Source organism: Actinomadura scrupuli, assembly GCF_050971785.1.
In the GTDB taxonomy this organism is placed as follows: Bacteria; Actinomycetota; Actinomycetes; order Streptosporangiales; family Streptosporangiaceae; genus Actinomadura_E; species Actinomadura_E scrupuli.
The window spans coordinates 295,037-314,333 of record NZ_JBPCCU010000008.1 but is presented as its reverse complement, the minus strand read 5'-3'; the positions used below and the strand labels follow the sequence as shown (position 1 = coordinate 314,333).

The 19,297-nt window shown below is 73.9% G+C and carries 21 protein-coding genes; 13 read left to right on the top strand and 8 right to left on the bottom strand.

What is annotated here, in order from left to right; all coding sequences use genetic code 11:
- Window positions 1–23: 23 nt before the first annotated feature.
- From ACRYCC_RS32140 to ACRYCC_RS32120, 5 genes are all read left to right on the top strand, one after another.
- The gene (locus ACRYCC_RS32140; RefSeq protein WP_433817505.1) at window positions 24–1,241 is read left to right on the top strand and encodes an acyl-CoA dehydrogenase family protein; all 1,218 of its coding nucleotides are present in this window, start codon (window positions 24–26) and stop codon (window positions 1,239–1,241) included.
- Between the two features lie 7 nt (window positions 1,242–1,248).
- On the top strand, window positions 1,249–1,896 hold the full coding sequence (locus ACRYCC_RS32135) for a TetR/AcrR family transcriptional regulator (protein ID WP_433817504.1): 648 nt from the start codon (window positions 1,249–1,251) through the stop codon (window positions 1,894–1,896).
- A gap of 266 nt (window positions 1,897–2,162) precedes the next feature.
- The gene (locus tag ACRYCC_RS32130) at window positions 2,163–3,323 is read left to right on the top strand and encodes a hypothetical protein (protein WP_433817503.1); all 1,161 of its coding nucleotides are present in this window, start codon (window positions 2,163–2,165) and stop codon (window positions 3,321–3,323) included.
- Window positions 3,324–3,653: 330 nt separating this feature from the next.
- Window positions 3,654–4,385 carry a DUF2470 domain-containing protein gene (locus ACRYCC_RS32125; protein WP_433817502.1) on the top strand — a complete coding sequence of 244 codons (732 nt, stop codon included), beginning with the start codon at window positions 3,654–3,656 and terminating at the stop codon, window positions 4,383–4,385.
- Entirely contained in the window at window positions 4,382–4,576 is a 195-nt protein-coding gene (locus ACRYCC_RS32120) for a hypothetical protein (RefSeq protein WP_433817501.1), read from the top strand. Before ACRYCC_RS32125 ends, ACRYCC_RS32120 begins: the two co-directional genes overlap by 4 nt.
- Here ACRYCC_RS32120 and ACRYCC_RS32115 read toward each other — a convergent pair.
- Window positions 4,573–5,493, bottom strand: a complete 921-nt coding sequence (locus tag ACRYCC_RS32115; protein ID WP_433817500.1) for a threonine/serine dehydratase — start codon at window positions 5,491–5,493, stop codon at window positions 4,573–4,575. The two genes, ACRYCC_RS32120 and ACRYCC_RS32115, sit on opposite strands and share 4 nt — an antisense overlap.
- Window positions 5,494–5,508: 15 nt before the next feature.
- Entirely contained in the window at window positions 5,509–5,865 is a 357-nt protein-coding gene (locus ACRYCC_RS32110; RefSeq protein ID WP_433817499.1) for a PLD nuclease N-terminal domain-containing protein, read from the bottom strand.
- Between the two features lie 157 nt (window positions 5,866–6,022).
- Here ACRYCC_RS32110 and ACRYCC_RS32105 point away from each other — a divergent pair, with 157 nt between their 5' ends.
- The 7 genes from ACRYCC_RS32105 to ACRYCC_RS32075 all read left to right on the top strand — a co-directional run bounded on the left by ACRYCC_RS32105 (window position 6,023) and on the right by ACRYCC_RS32075 (window position 13,078).
- Window positions 6,023–7,003 carry a Ppx/GppA family phosphatase gene (locus tag ACRYCC_RS32105; protein ID WP_433817498.1) on the top strand — a complete coding sequence of 327 codons (981 nt, stop codon included), beginning with the start codon at window positions 6,023–6,025 and terminating at the stop codon, window positions 7,001–7,003.
- A 57-nt stretch (window positions 7,004–7,060) separates the two neighbouring features.
- Window positions 7,061–7,588 (top strand): RNA polymerase sigma factor, encoded by a 528-nt coding sequence (locus tag ACRYCC_RS32100; protein ID WP_433817497.1) that lies wholly within the window; start codon window positions 7,061–7,063, stop codon window positions 7,586–7,588.
- Entirely contained in the window at window positions 7,581–8,444 is an 864-nt protein-coding gene (locus ACRYCC_RS32095; RefSeq protein WP_433817496.1) for a VOC family protein, read from the top strand. The genes ACRYCC_RS32100 and ACRYCC_RS32095 overlap by 8 nt, the downstream gene beginning before the upstream one ends.
- A 458-nt stretch (window positions 8,445–8,902) precedes the next feature.
- Complete coding sequence (locus ACRYCC_RS32090; RefSeq protein WP_433817495.1) at window positions 8,903–9,820, top strand: DsbA family protein; 918 nt, start codon at window positions 8,903–8,905, stop codon at window positions 9,818–9,820.
- Window positions 9,821–9,952: 132 nt separating this feature from the next.
- Window positions 9,953–10,990, top strand: a complete 1,038-nt coding sequence (locus tag ACRYCC_RS32085; RefSeq protein ID WP_433817494.1) for an alpha/beta hydrolase — start codon at window positions 9,953–9,955, stop codon at window positions 10,988–10,990.
- A 205-nt stretch (window positions 10,991–11,195) separates the two neighbouring features.
- A complete protein-coding gene (locus ACRYCC_RS32080; protein WP_433817493.1) occupies window positions 11,196–12,632 on the top strand; it encodes an MFS transporter in 1,437 nt (478 codons plus the stop codon).
- Window positions 12,629–13,078 (top strand): MarR family winged helix-turn-helix transcriptional regulator, encoded by a 450-nt coding sequence (locus ACRYCC_RS32075; protein ID WP_433817492.1) that lies wholly within the window; start codon window positions 12,629–12,631, stop codon window positions 13,076–13,078. Before ACRYCC_RS32080 ends, ACRYCC_RS32075 begins: the two co-directional genes overlap by 4 nt.
- A 37-nt stretch (window positions 13,079–13,115) precedes the next feature.
- Here the strand turns inward: ACRYCC_RS32075 and ACRYCC_RS32070 are convergent, their stop codons facing one another.
- Genes ACRYCC_RS32070 through ACRYCC_RS32050 form a run of 5 tightly spaced genes read right to left on the bottom strand, consistent with a single transcriptional unit; the run spans window position 13,116 to window position 17,443 of the window.
- Window positions 13,116–14,765 carry an AMP-binding protein gene (locus tag ACRYCC_RS32070; RefSeq protein WP_433817491.1) on the bottom strand — a complete coding sequence of 550 codons (1,650 nt, stop codon included), beginning with the start codon at window positions 14,763–14,765 and terminating at the stop codon, window positions 13,116–13,118.
- Window positions 14,766–14,821: 56 nt separating this feature from the next.
- Entirely contained in the window at window positions 14,822–15,331 is a 510-nt protein-coding gene (locus ACRYCC_RS32065) for a DUF3291 domain-containing protein (RefSeq protein ID WP_433817490.1), read from the bottom strand.
- A 32-nt stretch (window positions 15,332–15,363) separates the two neighbouring features.
- The gene (locus ACRYCC_RS32060; protein WP_433817489.1) at window positions 15,364–16,011 is read right to left on the bottom strand and encodes a helix-turn-helix transcriptional regulator; all 648 of its coding nucleotides are present in this window, start codon (window positions 16,009–16,011) and stop codon (window positions 15,364–15,366) included.
- Complete coding sequence (locus ACRYCC_RS32055) at window positions 16,008–16,370, bottom strand: DUF3054 domain-containing protein (RefSeq protein WP_433817488.1); 363 nt, start codon at window positions 16,368–16,370, stop codon at window positions 16,008–16,010. The genes ACRYCC_RS32060 and ACRYCC_RS32055 overlap by 4 nt, the downstream gene beginning before the upstream one ends.
- A complete protein-coding gene (locus ACRYCC_RS32050) occupies window positions 16,367–17,443 on the bottom strand; it encodes an aminotransferase class V-fold PLP-dependent enzyme (RefSeq protein WP_433817487.1) in 1,077 nt (358 codons plus the stop codon). Before ACRYCC_RS32050 ends, ACRYCC_RS32055 begins: the two co-directional genes overlap by 4 nt.
- A gap of 173 nt (window positions 17,444–17,616) precedes the next feature.
- On the opposite strand from ACRYCC_RS32050, the gene ACRYCC_RS32045 reads away from it, so the two are divergent.
- Window positions 17,617–18,468 carry a trypsin-like serine peptidase gene (locus ACRYCC_RS32045; protein ID WP_433817486.1) on the top strand — a complete coding sequence of 284 codons (852 nt, stop codon included), beginning with the start codon at window positions 17,617–17,619 and terminating at the stop codon, window positions 18,466–18,468.
- Window positions 18,469–18,481: 13 nt separating this feature from the next.
- Here ACRYCC_RS32045 and ACRYCC_RS32040 read toward each other — a convergent pair whose 3' ends face one another.
- On the bottom strand, window positions 18,482–19,279 hold the full coding sequence (locus tag ACRYCC_RS32040) for an ATP-grasp domain-containing protein (RefSeq protein ID WP_433817485.1): 798 nt from the start codon (window positions 19,277–19,279) through the stop codon (window positions 18,482–18,484).
- Between the last annotated feature and the right edge of the window lie 18 nt (window positions 19,280–19,297).

Below are 19,297 nucleotides of genomic sequence, written 5' to 3'. Positions count from 1 at the left end.
TACGGGTCAGTTACTGTAGCGGAATGGACTTCGAACTCAGCGCGCGAGCCCAGGACCATATGGGCCGGCTGCGGGACTTCATGGACTCCCACGTCTATCCTGCCGAATCCGTCTACGCGGCCCAGCGGCGGGAGCTCACCGCCGCCGGAGACGAGCACCGGGTGCCGCCGATCGTCGAGGAGCTCAAGGCCGAGGCCCGCAAGCGAGGCCTGTGGAACCTCTTCCTGCCGGACGCCGGCGACCACGGCCTGTCGGTCACCGACTACGCGTCGCTGGCCGAGGTGACCGGGCGCTCCCCCCACCTCGCCCCGGAGGCGACCAACTGCGCCGCGCCCGACACCGGCAACATGGAGGTGCTCCACCTGTTCGGGACCCCCGAGCAGAAGCGGCGGTGGCTGGACCCGCTGCTGGACGGCGAGATCCGCAGCTGCTTCGGCATGACCGAGCCGGACGTGGCCAGCTCGGACGCGACCAACATCGCCACCCGGATCGAACGGGACGGCGACGAGTACGTGATCAACGGCCGCAAGTGGTGGATCAGCGGCTCGGCCGACCCCCGCTGCAAGATCATGATCTTGATGGGCAAGACCGCCCCGGACGGTCATCCCTATCTCCAGCAGTCGATGGTGCTCGTCCCGCTGGACACCCCGGGCGTCGAGATCGTCCGCCCGCTGCCCGTCTTCGGGTACTCCGACCAGCACGGGCACTGCGAGATCACGCTGACCGACGTGCGGGTGCCGGTGACCAACCTGGTCGGCGAGGAGGGCGGCGGGTTCGCCATCGCCCAGGCCCGGCTGGGGCCCGGCCGCATCCACCACTGCATGCGGGCGATCGGCATGGCCGAGCGCGCCCTGGAGCTGATGTGCACCCGGGCGAGCGCGCGGGTCGCCTTCGGCAAGGAGCTCGCCCGGCAGGGCGTGATCCAGGAGTGGATCGCGGAGTCGCGGATGGCGATCGAGCAGGCCCGGCTGCTGACCCTCAAGACCGCCTGGCTGATCGACCGGTACGGACCGAAGGAGGCCCGCAAGGAGGTGGCCGCCATCAAGGTCATCGCCCCGCGCATCGCCCTCCAGGTGGTCGACCGGGCGATCCAGGTGCACGGCGCCGCCGGGGTCAGCGACGACACCCCGCTGGCCGCGATGTGGGCGGGCCTGCGCACGCTGCGGCTCGCCGACGGCCCGGACGAGGTGCACGTACGGTCGGTGGCGCGGGCGGAGCTCGCCCCGTACCTGGGCAAGTGACCGGGCGTTGACCAGGAACGTGGCGACCCGCCGGCGGCTGTCGCACGCCCTGCGCCGCGAGCAGCTCCTCGCCGTGGCGCTCGGCGAGTTCGGGCGCCGCGGTTTCCACCTCACCCAGATGGAGCACGTGGCGGTGGCCGCCGACGTGTCCAAGGCGCTGCTCTACCAGCACTTCGACTCCAAGGAGGAGCTGTTCGCCGAGGTCACCTCGATGGTCGTCGGCGAGGTCACCGAGCGGATGAACGTCGCCGTGCGCGCCGCGGAGGGCTCGCTGGAGCGGATGCGCGCGATCGTGCGGGTGCTGTTCGAGTACGCCACGCGGGAGCCGGAGGCATGGGCGCTGATCGTGCGGCACCTGGACAAGCCCGAGGTCGGGGTGGAGCTGCGGGAGCTGCGCGACCGGCTTGGCGAGTCCTTCGCCGACCTGTTGCTGATCAATCGCCGGGCCGACCCGGCGCTGTCCCCGGCGGCGCTGGCGGCGACCGAGCGGCGGGTGCGGCTGATGGTGCCGCTGGTGTACGGATCCCTGTTCTCGCTGGTCTCGTGGTGGCTGGAGCATCCCGACGTCCCCCGGGACCGGGCGGAGTCGATGAGCGTGGAGTTCATCTGGCTGGGCCTGGACCGCCTGCGTACCGGCGAGCGCCTTCCCGTGTGATCGCCCACATGCAGCCGTGATCTTGCAGGAGGCCGCCATGGGGCGCGAGGCGCTTCTGCAAGATCACGGCGCGGCGGTGCGGATACTCCCCGGTGAGCCGCGGTGCGAGCGTGCTCCCGGGCGCGGCGATGGCGCCATTCCGCCCGAGCACCCTGGGCGCCGCCGGCTGGGCGGTGTTTTCCCCCGCTTCGGGCGGCTCCGGATCCGCCGGGCGAAGGTTCCGATTTCCCGGCGGCGGGGACGGGCCGCCGCTACGTTTGGGCACCATGCCTGGTTCTGCGGTGTTCGAGACCGCGGTTGGACTGGTTCTCCAATTCGCACTGCTCTCGGTGTTCTGTTCCGCTTTGTGTGAGGCGCTCTCGAGCCGGTTGCAGATGCGGTCGAAGTTCCTGCTCAGCGGGCTCCGGCTGATGCTGGACCGGTCGGCGGCGGGCGCCTCGACCCGGATGCTCGACGCCGAGAGCGCCCAGGTCTTCGACGCGCCGCGCGATCCCCAGGCCACCGCGGACGACAGCCTCGTCGCGGAGCCGGCCGGCCTGCCCGCCGAGGCCAAGCTCGCGCAGAGCGTCAAGGAGCCGGAGAGGACCGCCGCCGCCGCCAAGGCGATGAACGATCTCGCCCAGTCGACCGGCTCGCCGGAGAGGGTGGTGGAGAGCGGCGGGATGACCCTCGCGCTGTTCGGGCATCCGCTGCTCCAGTCGCTGCAGACCCGCCGGGGCCTGCGGCGCGCGCACGGCCGGATCAGCAACCCCGCCTACGTGTCCGCGCAGTCGTTCGCCCGCGCCCTGATCGACACGCTGGTCCCGGACTCGGACGGCCGGACCTCCCTCGAGACGGTCCGTACCACCGTGGAGGGCCTGCCGGAGGGCCTGCCCGCCAAGAAGAGCCTGCTGGCCCTGCTCAAGCGCGCCCAGGGCAGTATCGCCGCCTTCGAGAAGCTGATCGAGGAGTGGTACGACGACCAGATGCAGCGGGTCTCGGGCTGGTACAAGCGCTGGGCCCGGGTGGTGCTGTTCTGCACCGGCCTGTTCATCGCGGTCCTGGCCAACGTCGACACGCTCCAGGTGGCGCACGACCTCTACCTGGACCAGCCGGTCCGGCAGGCAGTGATCACCCAGGCCAACACCGGCAACCTCTGCCAGAACGTGCCCGACCGGGCGGCCTGCGCGAACGAGCAGCTGACCCGGCTGAGCTCCGGTGGCGTGCCGATCTGGTGGCCGGACGGGTGCGGGGCCAGTGACCTCGGGCGCTGCTTCCGCCTCAGCGCCGGTGGCTCCACCGGGGCGGACGACGTCGCCTTCAAGCTCCTAGGCTGGCTGCTGACCGCCTTCGGCGTCTCCTTCGGCGCGCCGTTCTGGTTCGAGACGCTGTCGAAGCTCGGCTCGCTCCGCGCCAGCGGCCCCAGACCGGCCTCGACGACGCCCTGAGCCCCGCACCGGCGCTGAGACCCGCACCGGCCGGGGCCCGGCCGGTCGTCCCGCCTGTACCGCGGCACCCCTGGCCGCGCCGCGGCCCCGCCACGCCCGCCCGCGTCGTCCCCTCGCGGATCCCGACCGATCCGGGCCGATCCGGGCCGGGCCGGGCCGATCCGGGCCGGGGCCGCCCCGCCCGGGGTGGCCCCGCCCGGGGTGGCCCCGGCCGCCGAACTCCCCGCTCCTCTCCCCTGCCGCACGCCGCCGTCCAACCCGCAAGGGGGGATGGCCGACTCACCCCGCGCCTTAGTAAGGTTAGGCAACCCTAACTTGATGAGGTGCGAGATGAGCGCTGACGGTACGCGCCGAGCCGAACCGGCCGCCGCGGAACGCGTACGTTCGGTGGTGGCCGCCGCCGGGTCGCTGACGGTGACCATGGGCGGGCGCCGCTGGGAGCTGACCGGGACCCCCACGCCCTACGGCGGCGGGCGGCTGCTCCTGCGGGTGCCGGTCGGCTGCGGGCTCGCCGGCGCGGTCGCCGGGGCCCGGCGCCGTCACCGGCCCGCCGTGCTGGAGTTCACCGACGTCGCCCCCACGGCGGTCCGGGACCGGGTGCGCGCCCGGGTGACCGTCGTCGGGTGGCCCGCCCTTACCCGGCCGCCGGCCGGATGCGCCGGGAACGGCGTGCGCCTGGACCCGTCGCACATCGTCCTGGGCACCGCGGCGGGGCCGGTCACGGTCGGGCTGGACGAGTTCGCGCTGGCCACGGCGGACCCGCTCGCCACCCGTGAGGCAGGCCTGCTCACCCATCTGGCCGATCACCACGGTGACGTCGTGCAGCTGCTGACCCGGCTGGTGGACCCGCGGCTCCTGCACACCGTGACCGCGGTCCGGCCGCTGGCCCTGGACCGGTACGGGGTGACGCTGCGCTGCGAGTACACCCGCGCGCACCGCGACGTCCGGCTGCCGTTCACGGCTCCGCTGCGCGAGGCCGGCCAGGCGGGACCCGCGATCCAGGCCCTGATCGCCGCCGCCCACGGCCGTCCCTGCCACCACCGCCGGCTCACGCCGCCATGAGCACGCCACGGGCCGTCCCCGAGGCGGCGGCGCCCGCCCTGCCCGGCGGACAGGTGGGGGCGATCATCCGCGCCGCGCCGCTCGCCGCCGCCCTGTACACACCGGCGGCCGATCCGCCGGTCACCGCCGCCGGCCGGGAACACGGCGAGCGCGCGGACCGGCCGCCCGCTGCGGACGGCCGCGACCGCTAGAGGTCCGACGGGTCGGTGTTGGCCCCGCACAGCACCACGGCGACGCGTTCTCCCGCGGCGGGACGGTAGGCGCCGGTGTGCAGCGCGGCGAACGCTGCGGCGGTGCCGTGCTCGACCATGAGCCGGTGCCGCTCCCACAGCAGCCGCCGCGCCGCGACGACGTCGGCGTCCTCGACCAGCAGCGAGGCGACACCCGTGCCGACGGCGACGTCGTAGGCGATGTCGCCGAGCCGGGTGGCGCCGAGCGAGTCGGCGGTGATCCCGGAGACCTCGACGTCGACCGGGCGCCCGGCGCGCAGCGCTTCGTGCAGCGTGGGAACGGTCCGCGGCTCCACCCCGACCACCCGGGCCCGCCCGGCCACGGCCGCGGCGACGCCGGCCATCAGCCCGCCGCCCCCGACCGCGATGAGGACGGTGTCGACGCCGCCGGTCTGCTCCAGGAGCTCCAGGCCGAGGGTGCCCTGCCCGGCGCAGATCTCCGGCTGGTCGTAGGCGTGGCACAGCAGCGCACCGGTCTCGGCGGCCCGCTTGAGCGAGGCCTCGTGGGCGTCGGCGTACTTGCTCCCCACCTGGACCACGGTGGCGCCCAGCGCCGCGAGACGGCGCACCTTCACCTGGGGGGCGGTCTCGGGCACGTACACCTCGGCGGGCACCCCCAGCCGCCCGGCGGCGTACGCCACGGCCAGGCCCGCGTTACCGCCGGAGGCGGCGACGACCCCGGACACCGGGAGCGCGCCCGCCTCGGCGGCCGACAGGATCCGGTTGAAGGCGCCGCGGGCCTTGAAGCTGCCGGAGTGCTGCAGCTGCTCCAGCTTGAACCAGAGCGTGCCGGGCTCGATCTCGGCCGTCGGGGTGCGGCGGACGTGCCCGGCGATCCGGGAGGACGCGGACTCGATCTCCGCACGTGCGATCGTCATGACCCCACCGTACGGTCAGTCCTCGTCGGCTTCGCGCTGCTCCCTGGCCCTGCGGCGCTGCTCCTCGACCCGCTCGCGCAGGCCTCGCAGGAAGGCCTCGTCGTCGTCGGGATTGGCGGGCACGGCCCGGCCGTGCCCCGGGTCGCGGCCGGCCCCGCCCCGGACCGGCACACCGGGATCCCGGACGGCCCGCGGCCGGCCGGCCACCAGCCAGACGATCGACCCGACGTCGGGCAGGATCAGGACGATGAGCAGCCACAGCATCTTGGGCAGATTCCGGCACAGCGCGGCATCGGTCGTGATGACATCGATGATGCAGAAAATCCACAGCGCGAGCACGAGCAGCCCCACACCGTCCAGCAGGAAGACCATTTACGCCCCCTCCAGCGTCGCGTTCACGTTAGCCGATGACCGTGACAGGCCAGATTCTCCCTGGTTACCGGCAGAATAGGAATGAAATTGTCCACCTAGGGCAGCCGGTAGGTGTCCTCCGGCTCCGGACGACTACACGATGGGTAACGAACGAATCATGAGACTCGGTGTGCTGGACGTGGGCTCCAACACGGTGCATCTGCTGGTGGTCGATGCGCACCAGGGAGCCCGCCCGCTGCCCGCCTACTCCCACAAGGCCCATCTGCGCCTGGCCGACCACCTGGAGGACGGTGAGCGGCTGTCCGGCGAGGGCGAGCAGCGGCTGCGCTCCTTCGTGGACGAGGCACTGCAGGTCGCGGAGGACAAGGGGGTCGAGGACCTGGTCTCGTTCGCCACCTCCGCCGTCCGGGACGCCGTCAACGGTGAGCAGATCCTGTCCGGCATCAGGGCCGACACCGGTGCCGACATCCAGGTGCTCTCCGGGGAGAACGAGTCACGGCTGACCTTCCTGGCGGTACGCCGCTGGTTCGGCTGGTCGTCGGGGCGCCTGCTCGTGCTGGACATCGGCGGCGGCTCGCTGGAGATCGCCTCCGGTGTCGACGAGGAACCGGACGTGGCGATCTCGTTGCCGCTCGGCGCCGGCCGGCTCACCCGCGACTGCTTCACCGCCGATCCGCCGCCCCCGGACGAGGTGCGCGCGCTCCGCAAGCACGTCCGGGCGGAGATCGCGCGGACCGCGGGCTCGATCCTGCGCTACGGCAGGCCCGACCACCCGGTGGCCACGTCGAAGACGTTCAAGCAGCTGGCCCGGATCGCCGGCGCCGCCTCGTCCGACGAGGGCCCGTACGTCAAGCGGGTGCTGAGCCACGCCGACGTCACCGAGTGGGCCGACCGGCTGGCCAAGATGACCGCGCGCGAGCGGGCGGAGCTGCCGGGGGTCTCCGAGGTGCGGGCGCCCCAGCTCGTCGCCGGCGCGCTGGTCGCCGACGCCACCATGGACCTGTTCGGGCTGTCCGAGCTGGAGATCTGCCCCTGGGCGCTGCGCGAGGGCGTCATCCTGCGCCGGCTGGACCTGCTTCCCGGAACGCTCCCGACCGGTGCCCCGGATCCCATCGGGACCGCCAACGGCGCGCTCTGATCCGAGAAATCCCGCCCGAGCCCGTCGGAGTTCCCGGCCGCCGGACGATGGAGAGACGTGGAACGGAGACAGGGAGTGCGGCCCGACCCGGGATCCGCGCTGCTCGACCTCTACGACGCGGCGCTTCCCGAGGTCTACGGCTACCTGCTGTCCCGGTGCGGGCAACGGCCGCTGGCCGAGGACCTCACGGCGGAGACCTTCCTGGCGGCGGTGGAGGCGGTGCGCGGGCATCCCCCGCCGTCGCTGACGGTCGCCTGGCTGATCGGGGTCGCCAGGCACAAGCTGGTCGACCACTGGCGCAGGTCGGCGCGGGAGCAGAGCGGGCTGCGGGCGCTGGACGGCGCCACGGACCGTACCGACGATCCGTGGGACGAGCGGCTGGACGCGCTCACCGCCCGCACGGTGCTCGCGACGCTCGGCCCCCATCACCGGGCCGCGCTGACCCTGCGCTACCTCGACGGGCTGCCCGTGCCGGAGGTGGCCGGCCACCTCGGCCGGACCCTGCACGCCACCGAGGCGCTGCTGGTACGGGCTCGCACGGCGTTCCGCCGGGCCTACGAGCGGAGGGAGGGCCACGATGTCTGATCCGTTCGAGGACCTCCGTGCCCCGGCTCCCCGGATCGATCCGGATCCACTGTTCGCCGAGCGGCTGCGCGACCGGCTGGCCCGCGCGCTGCTCGCCCCAGAGAGACGACCGGAAGGGACCACCATGACCACCACGACGGACACCACCCTGCGCAACGGCGACGTGGGCTACGCCTCGCTGCGGACGCCCGACGCGGAACGCGCCGCCGCCTTCTACGGCACCGTGCTCGGCTGGCGGATCGCCCCGGGCAGCGTCCCCGAGGGCCGTCGGGTCGAAGGCCTGTCCACGAGCTTCGGGATCTGGGGCGGCCAGGAGCTCGGCGGGGTCTTCCTGTGCTTCGCCGTCGACGACGTGGCGGCCGCGGTCCGGGCGGTGCGCGCGGGCGGCGGCAGCGCCGGGGAGCCCGCCCGCGAGCCGTACGGACTGATCTCCATGTGCACCGACGACCAGGGACTGGCCTTCGCCGTCTACGAGGACTCCGGGGAGGGCACCGCCGCGGCGGCCGCCGGGCCGGGCGAGGTGGCGTACCTCACGATCGGGGTGCCCGACGCGGCGCGCGCCCGCGCCTTCTACGGCGCGGTGCTCGGCTGGACGTTCGCGCCCGGGCGCGCCGAGGACGGCTGGCGGGTCCTGCACGGTTCCGGCGGCGAGCTCCGGCCGATGACCGGCCTGCACGGCGGCGCCGAGCGGCCCACCGTGGTCCCGATGTACGCGGTCGCCGACATCGAGGACGCGGTGGCCCGGGTGCGCGCGGCCGGTGGCACCGCCACCGCCCCGGAGCGGCAGCCCTACGGCATCACCGCGGAGTGCGCCGACGACCAGGACACCCGCTTCTACCTGGGACAGCTCGGCTGACGGACACACCCCGCCGGGCGCGCACCGGCCGCGGGCCACCCGGAGGCAGTCGCCTCCCCGGGTGGCCCGTACGGCTGTGATGTGAGTTCCACCGCCCGAAGTACGACAGACTAGGGCGAACGTCCAGAGAGGAGCGTTCGCGCATGGAGGACGATCCCCGCGGAGCCTCGGAACAGCCCGCCGACCGGCACCCCGAGCCCGGAACGCCCCAGCCCGAAGCGCCCCAGAGTGCAGCATTTCGTCCTGAATCGCCCCAGAGCCAGGCGCCTGAGCCGGGGGAACCCGAAGGCCTGGCGGCGCCGGACCGGACGCCCGGTGCCGCAACGCCCCAGCCCGGTCCGTCCCAGCCCGGTCCGTCCCAGCCCGGCACCCCCCGGCCCGGAGCCCCCCAGCCCGGAGCTCCCGGTACGGCGGGGCCGGGCGGCGCTCCCGGGCCGGGACCACAGCCGCAGTGGCACGTGCCCGGCGGCCGGCCGCCGGCCGCGGCCCCTCCGCAGGGCCCGTACGGGGCGTACGGCCCTCCCGGCCCGCCACCGCCGGCGGGCGCCGGACCGGCGTGGGCTCCCGCTCCCCCGCCGCCGGGCCCCTACCCGCCGCCCTCCTACTACGGCCCGCAGGGCCCGCCCGGCCACCCGGCGCCCCCGCGCAGGGGACCGCGCGGCTGGATCGTCGCGCTGAGCGCGTTCGCGATCCTCGCGGTGCTGGTCGCCGCCGGTGTCCTGGTCGCGCTCGGCCGCGACGGCGGGAGCACGGGGGCGCGCGGCAACCCGCCGCCCTCCGCCGGCCAGGGCCAGGACCCGGCGGGCCAGGCCACCCGGCAGCCGGACGGCTCGATCGCGCTGGCCCGGCCCGGGGTCTCCCAGCCGGTCCTGGAGATCTACGAGGACTTCCAGTGCCCGGTCTGCAAGGCCTTCGAGGAGGCCAACGGCCCGACGGTGCGGCAACTGGTCGCCGACGGCAAGGTGAAGGTGGTCTACCGGCCGTTCCAGCTGTTCACCCGCGAACCCCTCGCCTCCAACTCCCGGCGGGCGGCCGGGGCGGCGCTGTGCGCGCCGGCCGGCTCCTGGATCGCCTTCCACGACCTCCTGTTCCAGAACCAGCCGCCGGAAGGGCAGGACGGGTTCGCCGCCCTGGATCTGCTGAACTGGGGCAGGCAGGCCGGTATAAACGATCCCGCGTTCGCCACCTGCGTCTCGAGCGGGCAGAAGGACGGCGAGGTGCAGCGGGCCACCCAGGCGGCGCTGGCGGCCGGCGTCCAGGGCACGCCGACGCTGCGGCTGGACGGGACCGCGTTGCCGCAGAACCTGATCTTCACCCCGGACGGGCTGCGCGAGGCGATCGCCAACACCCGGCCGGCCCCGATCGCCACGGCGTAGCCGCCGCGGCCGTACCTGCGGCGATCCCTCCCCACGGGTGGTGACATGCCTCACAGCCGGGTAGCCGTGGATTGACCGGCGTGTCACGATTCAGGGCGATCCCCACTCCCGCTCCGCCGAGGAGGCCCGGTCATGGACACACCCCCCGCGACTCTCGTCATCGAGCGCAACGGCGGGGCGAGCTGGCGCTCCCGGGCGCTGGGCGCGGGCGTCGGCGCGGTGGTGCGGCGCCGGGCCAACCGGGTCAAGGCCAGGACCGGGACGGTGGCCGGCTTCGGCCCCGACGATCTGCGCCGGCTGGCCGCCCTGGACCGGCTCGCGGGGTACGCGCCGCTGCCCCGCGGCACCCACGTCGAGCGGGTCCGGCTGGACGGGTTCGGAGCCGAGTGGGTGCACGGCACGGGGGTCGGGCCCGATCGCGACCACGGGATCATGCTCTACTTCCACGGCGGCGCCTGGGTGACCTGCGGACTCAACACCCACCGCAGGCTGGTCTCCCGGCTCTCCGCCGCCGCGGGCGTGCCCGCACTGTCGGTGGACTACCGCATGGTGCCGGCGGTGCCGTTCGAGGCGGAGGTCGAGGACTGCCTGACCTCCTACGAGTGGCTGCTGGACCAGGGCGTGCGGCCGCAGGACGTGGTCGTGGCCGGTGACTCGGCGGGCGGCTACATGTCCTTCGCGATGACGCTGCTCGCCCGGGAACGGGGACTGCCGCTGCCCGCCGGGATCGTCGCCCTGTCCCCCATGCTCGACATGGACCTCACCGCGAAGCTGGAACACCGCAACGCCCGGCTCGACCCGACGGCGCCGATGGAGGTCCTGGAACTGCTGGTGGAGTTCCTGCTGCCCGGGGCGGACCTCGCCGACCCGCGCATCTCGCCGATCCAGGCCGACCTGCGCGGGCTGCCGCCCGCCCTGATCAGTGCCAGCTCCACCGAGATCCTCTACTGCGACGCCGAGCGGATGGCGCACCGCCTGGCCGCGGCGGGCGTGCCCTGCACCCTGAAGGTCTGGGACCGCCAGCTGCACGTCTTCCAGGCGCTGGGCCCGCTGCTGCCCGAGTCCCGGGCCGCGATCGCCGAGCTGGGCGCGTTCACCGCCGCCACCCTGGCCGGCAGCGCCGCGGCCTCCTCCGCCCCGGCCGAGACCCCCTGCGCCGAAACCTCCTGACCCCGAGCACACTCAGACCCACCTGCCGTGGTCATGCGATCAATCGTCGATTGATCGCATGACCACGGCAGGTGGTGTGGGTCGGCCGCCGGGGGGCACGTCGGGGGGCGGCCGGGTGAGACGCCTGTGCGGGAGGGGGTGGTCGCGGAAACGCCGATAAGTTGTACGGTAGAAACTATTGTAGGCGTACAACTATTGGGGGGTCATGCCCGAACTCAGCCAACGCCGCCGGATGCTGGTGCTCGCGATCTGCTGCATGAGCCTGTTCATCGTCGGGCTCGACAACACGATCGTGAACATCGCGCTCCCCGACATCCGGCACGACCTGCACGCCGGGGTCTCCGGCCTGCAGTGGACGATCGACGCCTACACGCTGGTGCTGGCCAGCCTGCTGATGCTGGCGGGCTCGACCGCGGACCGGGTCGGCCGGCGCCGCACCTTCCAGGCCGGGCTGGTGCTCTTCTCTATCGGGTCGCTGCTGTGCAGCATCGCGCCGGGTCTGGGCTGGCTGGTGCTGTTCCGGACGGTCCAGGCGGCCGGTGGCTCGATGCTCAACCCGGTGGCCATGTCGATCATCACCAACACCTTCACCGACGCCCGCGAGCGCGCCAGGGCGATCGGCGTGTGGGCCGGGGTGGTCGGGATCAGCATGGCGCTCGGGCCGGTGGTGGGAGGCGCCCTGGTCGGCACGGTGGGCTGGCGGGCCATCTTCTGGATCAACATCCCGGTCGGGGTGGCAGCCGTGGTGCTGACCGCGCGGTACGTGCCCGAGTCCCGGGCCGCGCGCCCGCGCCGCATCGACCCCGTCGGGCAGGCGCTGATCGCCGTCATGCTGGCGTCCGTGACGTACGCGATCATCGAGGGCCCCGGATCGGGCTGGGGCTCGGCCGAGATCGTCGGGTTCTTCTGCCTGTCCGCCGCCGCCCTGGCCGGGCTGCTGTGGTACGAGCCGAGGCGCGAGGACCCGCTGATCGACCTGCGGTTCTTCCGCAGCGCGCCGTTCTCCGGGGCGACGGTCATCGCGGTGAGCGCCTTCGCCGCGCTCGGCGGCTTCCTCTTCCTCAACACCCTCTACCTCCAGGACGTGCGCGGCTTCTCGGCGCTGCACGCCGGGCTGTGCACGCTGCCGATGGCCGCGATGACCGTGGTGTTCGGGCCCCTGTCGGGCCGGCTGGTGGGCATCCGCGGGCCGCGCCTGCCGCTGGTGGTGGCCGGGCTGGCCATGGTCGCCAGCGGGCTCATGCTGACCAGGCTGACCGCCGGGACGCCGATCGGCTGGCTGATCTTCACCTACGTGGTCTTCGGGTTCGGCTTCGCAATGGTCAACCCCCCGATCACCAACACGGCCGTCTCGGGGATGCCGATCTCGCAGGCCGGGGTCGCCGCCGCCACCGCGTCCACCAGCCGCCAGGTCGGCCAGTCGCTCGGCGTCGCCATCGCCGGATCGGTGGTGGCCGTGGGCGCGGTGGACACCGGATTCGCCGAGGCCAGCCGCACGGGATGGTGGATCCTCGCCGGGTACGGCGGCATCGTCTTCCTCCTCGGTATCCTCACCACCGGACGATGGGCGCGGCGGACCGCCGCACGGACCGCGGCCCGGCTGATCCCCCAGGAGGCGAAGGTCCCGGTGAGCACACCATGAACACCGCCGGCCCGGACCCCGGCGCGCACGCCGAGACCGCGACCCGGGTGTGGAACGGCTTGCGCACACTGGTGCTGGATCTGCACGACAAGCGCACCGAGGTCTGCGAGGCGCTGGGGATGAGCTTCATCCGGGCCAAGGCCCTGCGCAGGCTGGCCAAGGGCCCCCGGACGATGGGCGAGCTGGCGGCCGAGCTGGCGACCGACGCGCCGTACACCACCCTGGTGGTGCACGACCTGGAGAAACGCGGGCTGGCGGAGCGCACGGTGCATCCCGGGGACCGGCGGGCGAAGATCGTGACGGCGACCCCGGAGGGCCTGGCCGCCGCGGCGGTCGCCGACCGGATCCTCGGCCGGCCGCCGGAGCCGCTGCTCGGGCTCGCCGAGGCCGACCTGGAGACGCTGGACCGGATCGTGACGGCCCTGCTGGCCCCGCACCCGGCCTGACCGAGCCCCGGATCGGCGGCGACGGGACGGCCGCGGCTCAGGTCCGCCCGGTGTTCTCCCCCAGGCCGAGCAGCTCCACCGCCCGCTCCCGCATCTCCACCTTGCGGATCTTGCCGGTGACGGTCATCGGGAACTCCTCGACGAGATGGACGTAGCGCGGGATCTTGTAGTGCGCCAGCCGGCCCGCGCAGAACTCGCGCAGCGACCCGGCGGTGAGCGGCCGGGCACCGGGCCGCAGCCGGATCCAGGCCATCAGCTCCTCGCCGTAGGTGGCGTCGGGCACCCCGATCACCTGTGCGTCCAGGATGTCGGGATGGGTGTAGAGGAACTCCTCGATCTCCCTCGGGTAGACGTTCTCGCCGCCCCGGATGACCATGTCCTTGATCCGGCCGGTGATGGTCACGTAGCCGTCCTCGTCCATCACCGCGAGGTCCCCGGTGTGCATCCAGCGGGCCGCGTCGATCGCCTCGGCCGTCAGGTCGGGCTGCTCCCAGTACCCCAGCATCACCGAGTAGCCCCGGGTGCAGAACTCCCCCGCCCGGCCGTGCGGCACGGTGATCCCCGTCTGCGGATCCACGATCTTGATCTCCAGATGCGGGTGCACCTGGCCGACCGTGGAGACCCGGCGGTCCACGGAGTCGTCCACCCGGGTCTGGGTGGACACCGGCGAGGTCTCGGTCATGCCGTAGCAGATCGACACCTCCGTCATGCCCATGCGTTCGATGACCTGCTTCATCACCTCCACCGGGCAGGGCGAGCCCGCCATGATCCCGGTGCGCAGCGAGGACAGGTCGTAGCCGGCCGCGTCCGGCTCGGCCAGCACCGCCAGCTCGGCGATGAACATCGTCGGCACGCCGTACAGCGAGGTGCAGCGCTCGGCCGCCACCGCCTCCAGCGTCGCCTTCGGGTCGAATCCGGGTGCCGGGATCACCATGCAGGCGCCGTGGCTGGTGGCCGCCAGGTTGCCCATCACCATGCCGAAGCAGTGGTAGAAGGGCACCGGGATGCAGATCCGGTCCACCTCGCTGTACCCGCACAGCTCACCGACGAAGTAGCCGTTGTTGAGGATGTTGTGGTGCGAGAGCGTCGCGCCCTTGGGGAACCCGGTGGTGCCGCTGGTGTACTGCAGGTTGATCGGGTCGTCGGCCGAGAGCCCGGCGCCGAGCCCGGCGAGCAGTGCCGGGTCCGCGGCCCGGCCGGCGGCCAGCAACCCGGCCCACTCCTCCCGGCCGATCAGCAGGACGTCCAGCAGTCCCGGGCAGGCGGGCCGCACCTCGGCGATCATCGCGGCGTAGTCGGAGGTCTTGAAACCGGGCGCCGCCACCAGCGTGCGGACCCCGGACTGGTTGAGGACGTACTCCAGCTCGTGCACCCGGTAGGCCGGGTTGATGTTCACCAGGATGGCGCCGATCTTGGCGGTGGCGTACTGCGTGAAGACCCACTCGGCGCAGTTCGGCGCCCAGACGCCCACCCGGTCGCCCTTCCCGACCCCCAGCCCGAGCAGGCCGAGGGCCACCGCGTCGACCTCGGCGGCCAGCTCGCGGTAGGACCAGCGCCGCCCGGACGGCACGTCCACCAGGGCGTCCCGGTCGCCGTGCGCGGCCACCGCCCGGTCGAAGTCGGCCCCGATCGTGTCTCCGAGCAGGGGGACCCGGGAGATCCCGGACGCGTACGACAGCGCCGTCATGGCACGCTCCATCCACCGGTAGGTGGTCCTATGAGAGGGCAACGACGGCGCCGCGGTCAAGAGCTGGCCGGCTCGGCGGCCACCGGGTGCCCGGCGCGCTCGGTGGTCCCGCCGCGCTCGACCGGCTCGTAGTGGTCGCGGAAGGTGAACGCCCTGGGTCCCGGCCCGTGCAGGCGCAGCAGATCGAGGCGCTCGACCGCCTCCGGCACCGTGGGCCGGTGGCCCGCCGGGATCCACCACAGCACGCTGTACGACTCGTCGACGCGAGTGAACCACTCCCGGCGCCGCCGCAGGGCGTCCAGGTGGGCGCTGCGGTAGACGAAGTCCCACAGGGCCTGCCGCGACGTCCAGACCGAGAAGTTGACGATGACGGCGTCGTCCTCGAAGGGCCGTATCGAGGTCGCGTCGTCGGCCTCCCCGTCGGTGAAGCGCCAGACGAAGCCGGGCGTGCCGTCGGCGAGCGCGTTGACCGGGTCGAGAAGTGCCATGAACCCGGCCATCTCGGGATGGTCGAGGGGCAGCCGGACGCGGGCGATGTTGAACTGCGCCAGATGTGAGTCGCTCATGACGGCCACCACATCACTGCGAACCTTCTATGTCAATGCTCATTAGTTTTAGAAGGGCACACCACGACGCAGCACCATCCGGGGCGGGCGGCCAGCCGGGCGGTGGCCGCCGCCCCCGCCCCCTCCAGCAGGCCGTCGAGGAGCGCGAGGTTCATGCCGCAGACCAGCGGGGGGAAGTGCTCGGCGAGCACGTGGAAGGGGCAGTTGCGCAGGCGGATCTCCGCGCCCTCCACGACCGGCGCGTAGCCGCGTTCGGCCAGCAGCGCGGTGACGTCCGCACCGGCGCCGGCCGCCGCTCCCAGGGCCCGGCCGCGCCGCCGGGCCACGTCGGCCAGCTCACCGTCGAGCCGCGCCAGGTCGGCGGCTTCGGCGAGCAGATCGGCCGCCGTGCGGTAGTCGCGCGGCGGCAGCGACACCGCGTGCTCGGCGGCGGACGCCCGGTAGAGCTTGGCGGGCCGCCCGGCGCCCGGCCCGGTCCGGCCGCCGAGCCTGCGGAACACCGCCTCCAGCAGGCCCGCGTCGACGAGCTTGTCCAGATGGAAGGCCGCCAGTGTGCGCTGCACGCCCGCGGCCTCGGCCGCCTCGTTGCGGCTGACCTCGTGGTCCTGTGCCACCACGTGGTCGTACAGCCGCCGCCGGATCGGATCCTGCAGCAGGGCGATGGCCGCGATGTCGCTCATGCGGGCGTACCGGCCGAGGTCCGCCACCGGACGGCGGCCCGCCAGCCGAGCATGGTCACCCCGAGGAAGACCAGCGCGACGACGACGAACGCCACCGCCGTGCCCTGGCCGGACAGGGCGCGCAGCACCATGCCGGCGGCGACGGCCGACAGCCACACCCCGGCGCCGGTGGGGATCAGCGCAGCGGGCCGCCGCCAGGCCCGGGTGACCGCCCAGCCGGCCGCCAGCCCGGCCAGGAACGGCCAGGCCGTCGTGGCCAGCCCGGTCACGGAGGCGGCCTCGTCGTGGCTCGCCCTGCCGATCACGACGAACACCGCCACGCAGCACAGGTCCAGCCCCGCCGCCGTCGCCCATCTCATCCCGCCAGGGTATCCGGGCCCTCCCGGGGCACCCGGCCGGCCAGGGCCTCCAGGGCGCGGTCGACGTCGGCCTCGGTGGTGGACAGGTGGAAGGCGCAGCGCAGCCGGCCGGCCCGGAGGGCGGCGACCACGCCCCGCTCGGCGAGCAGTTCGGCGGTGCCGTCCGGGACCGGCAGCGACACGATCGCCGAGTCCCCCGGCGGCAGGCCGAGCCCCTCCCGGAACCGGCCGGCCAGCGCCAGGTCGTGCCGGTGGATCGCCGGTACGCCGACGTCCGCCAGCAGTTCCAGCGCCGGGGCCTGCCCCACCCAGCAGGACCAGGCCGGGGACAGGTCCAGCCGCCGGGCGTCCCCGGCGAGCCGCAGGGGCGCCCCGTAGATGGAGTCCCACACGTCCGCGCCCGCGTACCAGTTCGCGCCGATGGGCGGCAGCGCCGACAGCGCCTCCGCGGTGCCGGCCAGGAAGCAGGTGCCGCGGGGGCCGAGCAGCCATTTGTAGCCCCCGCACACCAGCAGGTCGACTCGGTCGGCCGGCAGCGGCAGCCAGCCGGCGGCCTGGGTGACGTCGAGCAGGACGCGCGCGCCACAGGAGCCGGCGGCGGCGATCAGGTCCTCCAGCGGGGCGATCCGGCCGTCGGCCGACTGCACCGCGGAGACCGCGACCAGATCGACGCCGTCGTCCACCGCCTCGGCGATCCGGCCGAGCGGCACGGAGCGGACCGCCAGCCCGGGCCGGGCCAGGAACGGGAACAGCAGCGAGGTGAAGTCCCCATCCGCGACGAGCACGGTGGCGCCCTCCGGCAGGGCGGCGGCGACGAGCCCGACGAAGTAGGAGACCTGCGAGCCGACCGCGATCCGCTCGGGGGGCAGGCCGACGAGCCGGCCGAACGCCCTCCGGGACCGGGCCACCGCCTCGTCCAGCCGGTCCATCGCCATCCGCCCGGCCGCCCGGTCCCGCTCGATGTCCAGCGCGGCCTGGTGGGCCCGCCGTGGCGGCAGCCCGTAGGAGGCGGTGTTGAGATAGGCGACGCCGGCGGTGAACTCCCGCTGCGCGGTGAGGATCGCAGTGCTCATGTACCGATCATGGGGTACCCGCCCGCCCGCGCGACAGACGGCCCAGACGGATCGTCCCCGCCGATTTTCATGATCTTCTCAGCCTCCGGCCCGTGCTTTTCCCGAGGTCCCGGCGGATAATCGAGGCGGAGACCAGGGAGCGGGCGGCCGGACGGCCGGAGAGGGAGCCGCGGATGGGGAGGCACCGGCGCAGACGGCCCGCACGCGCGTTCGTCGTCCCCTCCCTGTCGGTGCTCGTCGGCCTCGTCGGCCTGATCGCCGTCGTGGGCGTGCCCGCCACCGGGCGCGGCGACGCCGCCCAGCGGGCGAGCACCCCCCGGCCCCGGGAGGTCGCCGTGGCCTCGACCATGACGCCGTCGGTGCCGCTGGCCGGCACGCCCTTCGCCGGGACCCCGGCCGTCGGCGCCCTGTTCGTCACCGACGGGCAGCGGCTGGGCCGCCACTTCTGCACCGCGAGCGTGGTCGACAGCCCCGCGGGCAACCTGGTGATCACCGCCGCCCACTGCGTCACCGGCCCCGGGCACGACGCCCGGCACCTGGCCTTCGTGCCCGGCCTCCGCGACGACGTCAAGCCGTACGGCGTCTGGTCCGTCACCAGGATCATCGTCGATGACACGTGGTCCGCCACCGCCGACCCCGACCACGACGTGGCCTTCCTGACGGTCGCCCGCGACGGCGGCCTCGCCCGGATCCAGGACTTCACCGGCGCCAACCGGCTGGGCACCGGCAGGCCCTCCGGCGTCGTCCGGGTCATCGGCTACCCCGTCGACCAGGGCCGGCCGATCGGCTGCCAGAACCGGACCGGCGTCTTCGGCGGCCAGCAGCGGTTCGACTGCAAGGACTACCGGGACGGCACCAGCGGCGGCCCGTTCGTGACCGGCGCCGCCACCGGCGACGGGAACGGCACCGTGGTCGGGGTGGTGGGCGGCCACGAGGAGGGCGGCCTGACCCCGGACATCTCGTACTCGATCGTCTTCGGCCCGGAGACCAGGGCGCTGTACGACACCGCGGTCGCCCGGGCCTGACCACCGCGCCGCCTCATCGCACGAAGGGGCGGTCCCGGCTCGGTACCGCCGCGGCGGGCAGCGCGGCTCGCAGCACGACGTCGAGCACACCGGCGGGATCGGCGGCGTAGCAGTTGCTGAACCACGCCTCGTTGGCCTCCACGACCGCCAGCTCGCGGCGGCCGTCCGCGCCGACCATCATTCCGACGTCCACGACGACCGCGCTCGGCAGCGTCTCGGCGTCGTGGCCGAGCAGCTCGGCGGCGAACGAGAGCACCGACGGCCACTCCGGGAGCGTGTCCGCCGGGGCCGGGTCGAGCACGCCGTCGACGGCGTACCGGCCGCCCGCGCGCACGGCGCCGTCCAGCACGTGCAGCCGGTACTCCGCCGCGAAGTGCACCGGGTCGGCCACCAGGACCGGGGTCTGTCCCGGCACGCCGGACGGCAGGTCACCGCCGGACGGGTAGACCTGGGCGGGGAAGGCCTTGCCGGCGGCCGGTTTGATGAACCTGGCCCGCTCCAGCCGGAAGGCCGCGCCGAGCGTGGTGTGCACGACCTCGCGGCGGGTGAACTCGGCGGGCAGGTCGGCTAGCCACCGCGACGGCGGCTGCAGCAGGGCAGTCCCCAGCTCCGGGGCGACGGCGTCGGCGAACGCCTCCCCGCCGTACAGGTGGGTGCGCCCGAACAGCCCGCGCGGGACGGGCCTGCGGGTCAGGATCCGTACCTCCATCCGGCGGGAGCGCGCGGCGTCGGCCAGCAGCTGCGCGGTGACCGTCGGCGCCGGGGGCAGGATGAGCGCCGGTCTGTCGTCGCCGGTGCCCGTGATCGTCACGTCGAGATCGTACGGGGC

Bases quoted from the DNA above. Each gene is read 5' to 3' on its own strand.
- ACRYCC_RS32140 (WP_433817505.1), top strand. From the start codon at position 24: ATGGACTTCGAACTCAGCGCGCGAGCCCAGGACCATATGGGCCGGCTG.
- ACRYCC_RS32130 (WP_433817503.1), top strand. From the start codon at position 2,163: ATGCCTGGTTCTGCGGTGTTCGAGACCGCGGTTGGACTGGTTCTCCAA.
- ACRYCC_RS32125 (WP_433817502.1), top strand. From the start codon at position 3,654: ATGAGCGCTGACGGTACGCGCCGAGCCGAACCGGCCGCCGCGGAACGC.
- ACRYCC_RS32120 (WP_433817501.1), top strand. From the start codon at position 4,382: ATGAGCACGCCACGGGCCGTCCCCGAGGCGGCGGCGCCCGCCCTGCCC.
- ACRYCC_RS32115 (WP_433817500.1), bottom strand. From the start codon at position 5,493: ATGACGATCGCACGTGCGGAGATCGAGTCCGCGTCCTCCCGGATCGCC.
- ACRYCC_RS32110 (WP_433817499.1), bottom strand. From the start codon at position 5,865: ATGGTCTTCCTGCTGGACGGTGTGGGGCTGCTCGTGCTCGCGCTGTGG.
- ACRYCC_RS32105 (WP_433817498.1), top strand. From the start codon at position 6,023: ATGAGACTCGGTGTGCTGGACGTGGGCTCCAACACGGTGCATCTGCTG.
- ACRYCC_RS32095 (WP_433817496.1), top strand. From the start codon at position 7,581: ATGTCTGATCCGTTCGAGGACCTCCGTGCCCCGGCTCCCCGGATCGAT.
- ACRYCC_RS32085 (WP_433817494.1), top strand. From the start codon at position 9,953: ATGGACACACCCCCCGCGACTCTCGTCATCGAGCGCAACGGCGGGGCG.
- ACRYCC_RS32080 (WP_433817493.1), top strand. From the start codon at position 11,196: ATGCCCGAACTCAGCCAACGCCGCCGGATGCTGGTGCTCGCGATCTGC.
- ACRYCC_RS32075 (WP_433817492.1), top strand. From the start codon at position 12,629: ATGAACACCGCCGGCCCGGACCCCGGCGCGCACGCCGAGACCGCGACC.
- ACRYCC_RS32070 (WP_433817491.1), bottom strand. From the start codon at position 14,765: ATGACGGCGCTGTCGTACGCGTCCGGGATCTCCCGGGTCCCCCTGCTC.
- ACRYCC_RS32065 (WP_433817490.1), bottom strand. From the start codon at position 15,331: ATGAGCGACTCACATCTGGCGCAGTTCAACATCGCCCGCGTCCGGCTG.
- ACRYCC_RS32060 (WP_433817489.1), bottom strand. From the start codon at position 16,011: ATGAGCGACATCGCGGCCATCGCCCTGCTGCAGGATCCGATCCGGCGG.
- ACRYCC_RS32055 (WP_433817488.1), bottom strand. From the start codon at position 16,370: ATGAGATGGGCGACGGCGGCGGGGCTGGACCTGTGCTGCGTGGCGGTG.
- ACRYCC_RS32050 (WP_433817487.1), bottom strand. From the start codon at position 17,443: ATGAGCACTGCGATCCTCACCGCGCAGCGGGAGTTCACCGCCGGCGTC.
- ACRYCC_RS32045 (WP_433817486.1), top strand. From the start codon at position 17,617: ATGGGGAGGCACCGGCGCAGACGGCCCGCACGCGCGTTCGTCGTCCCC.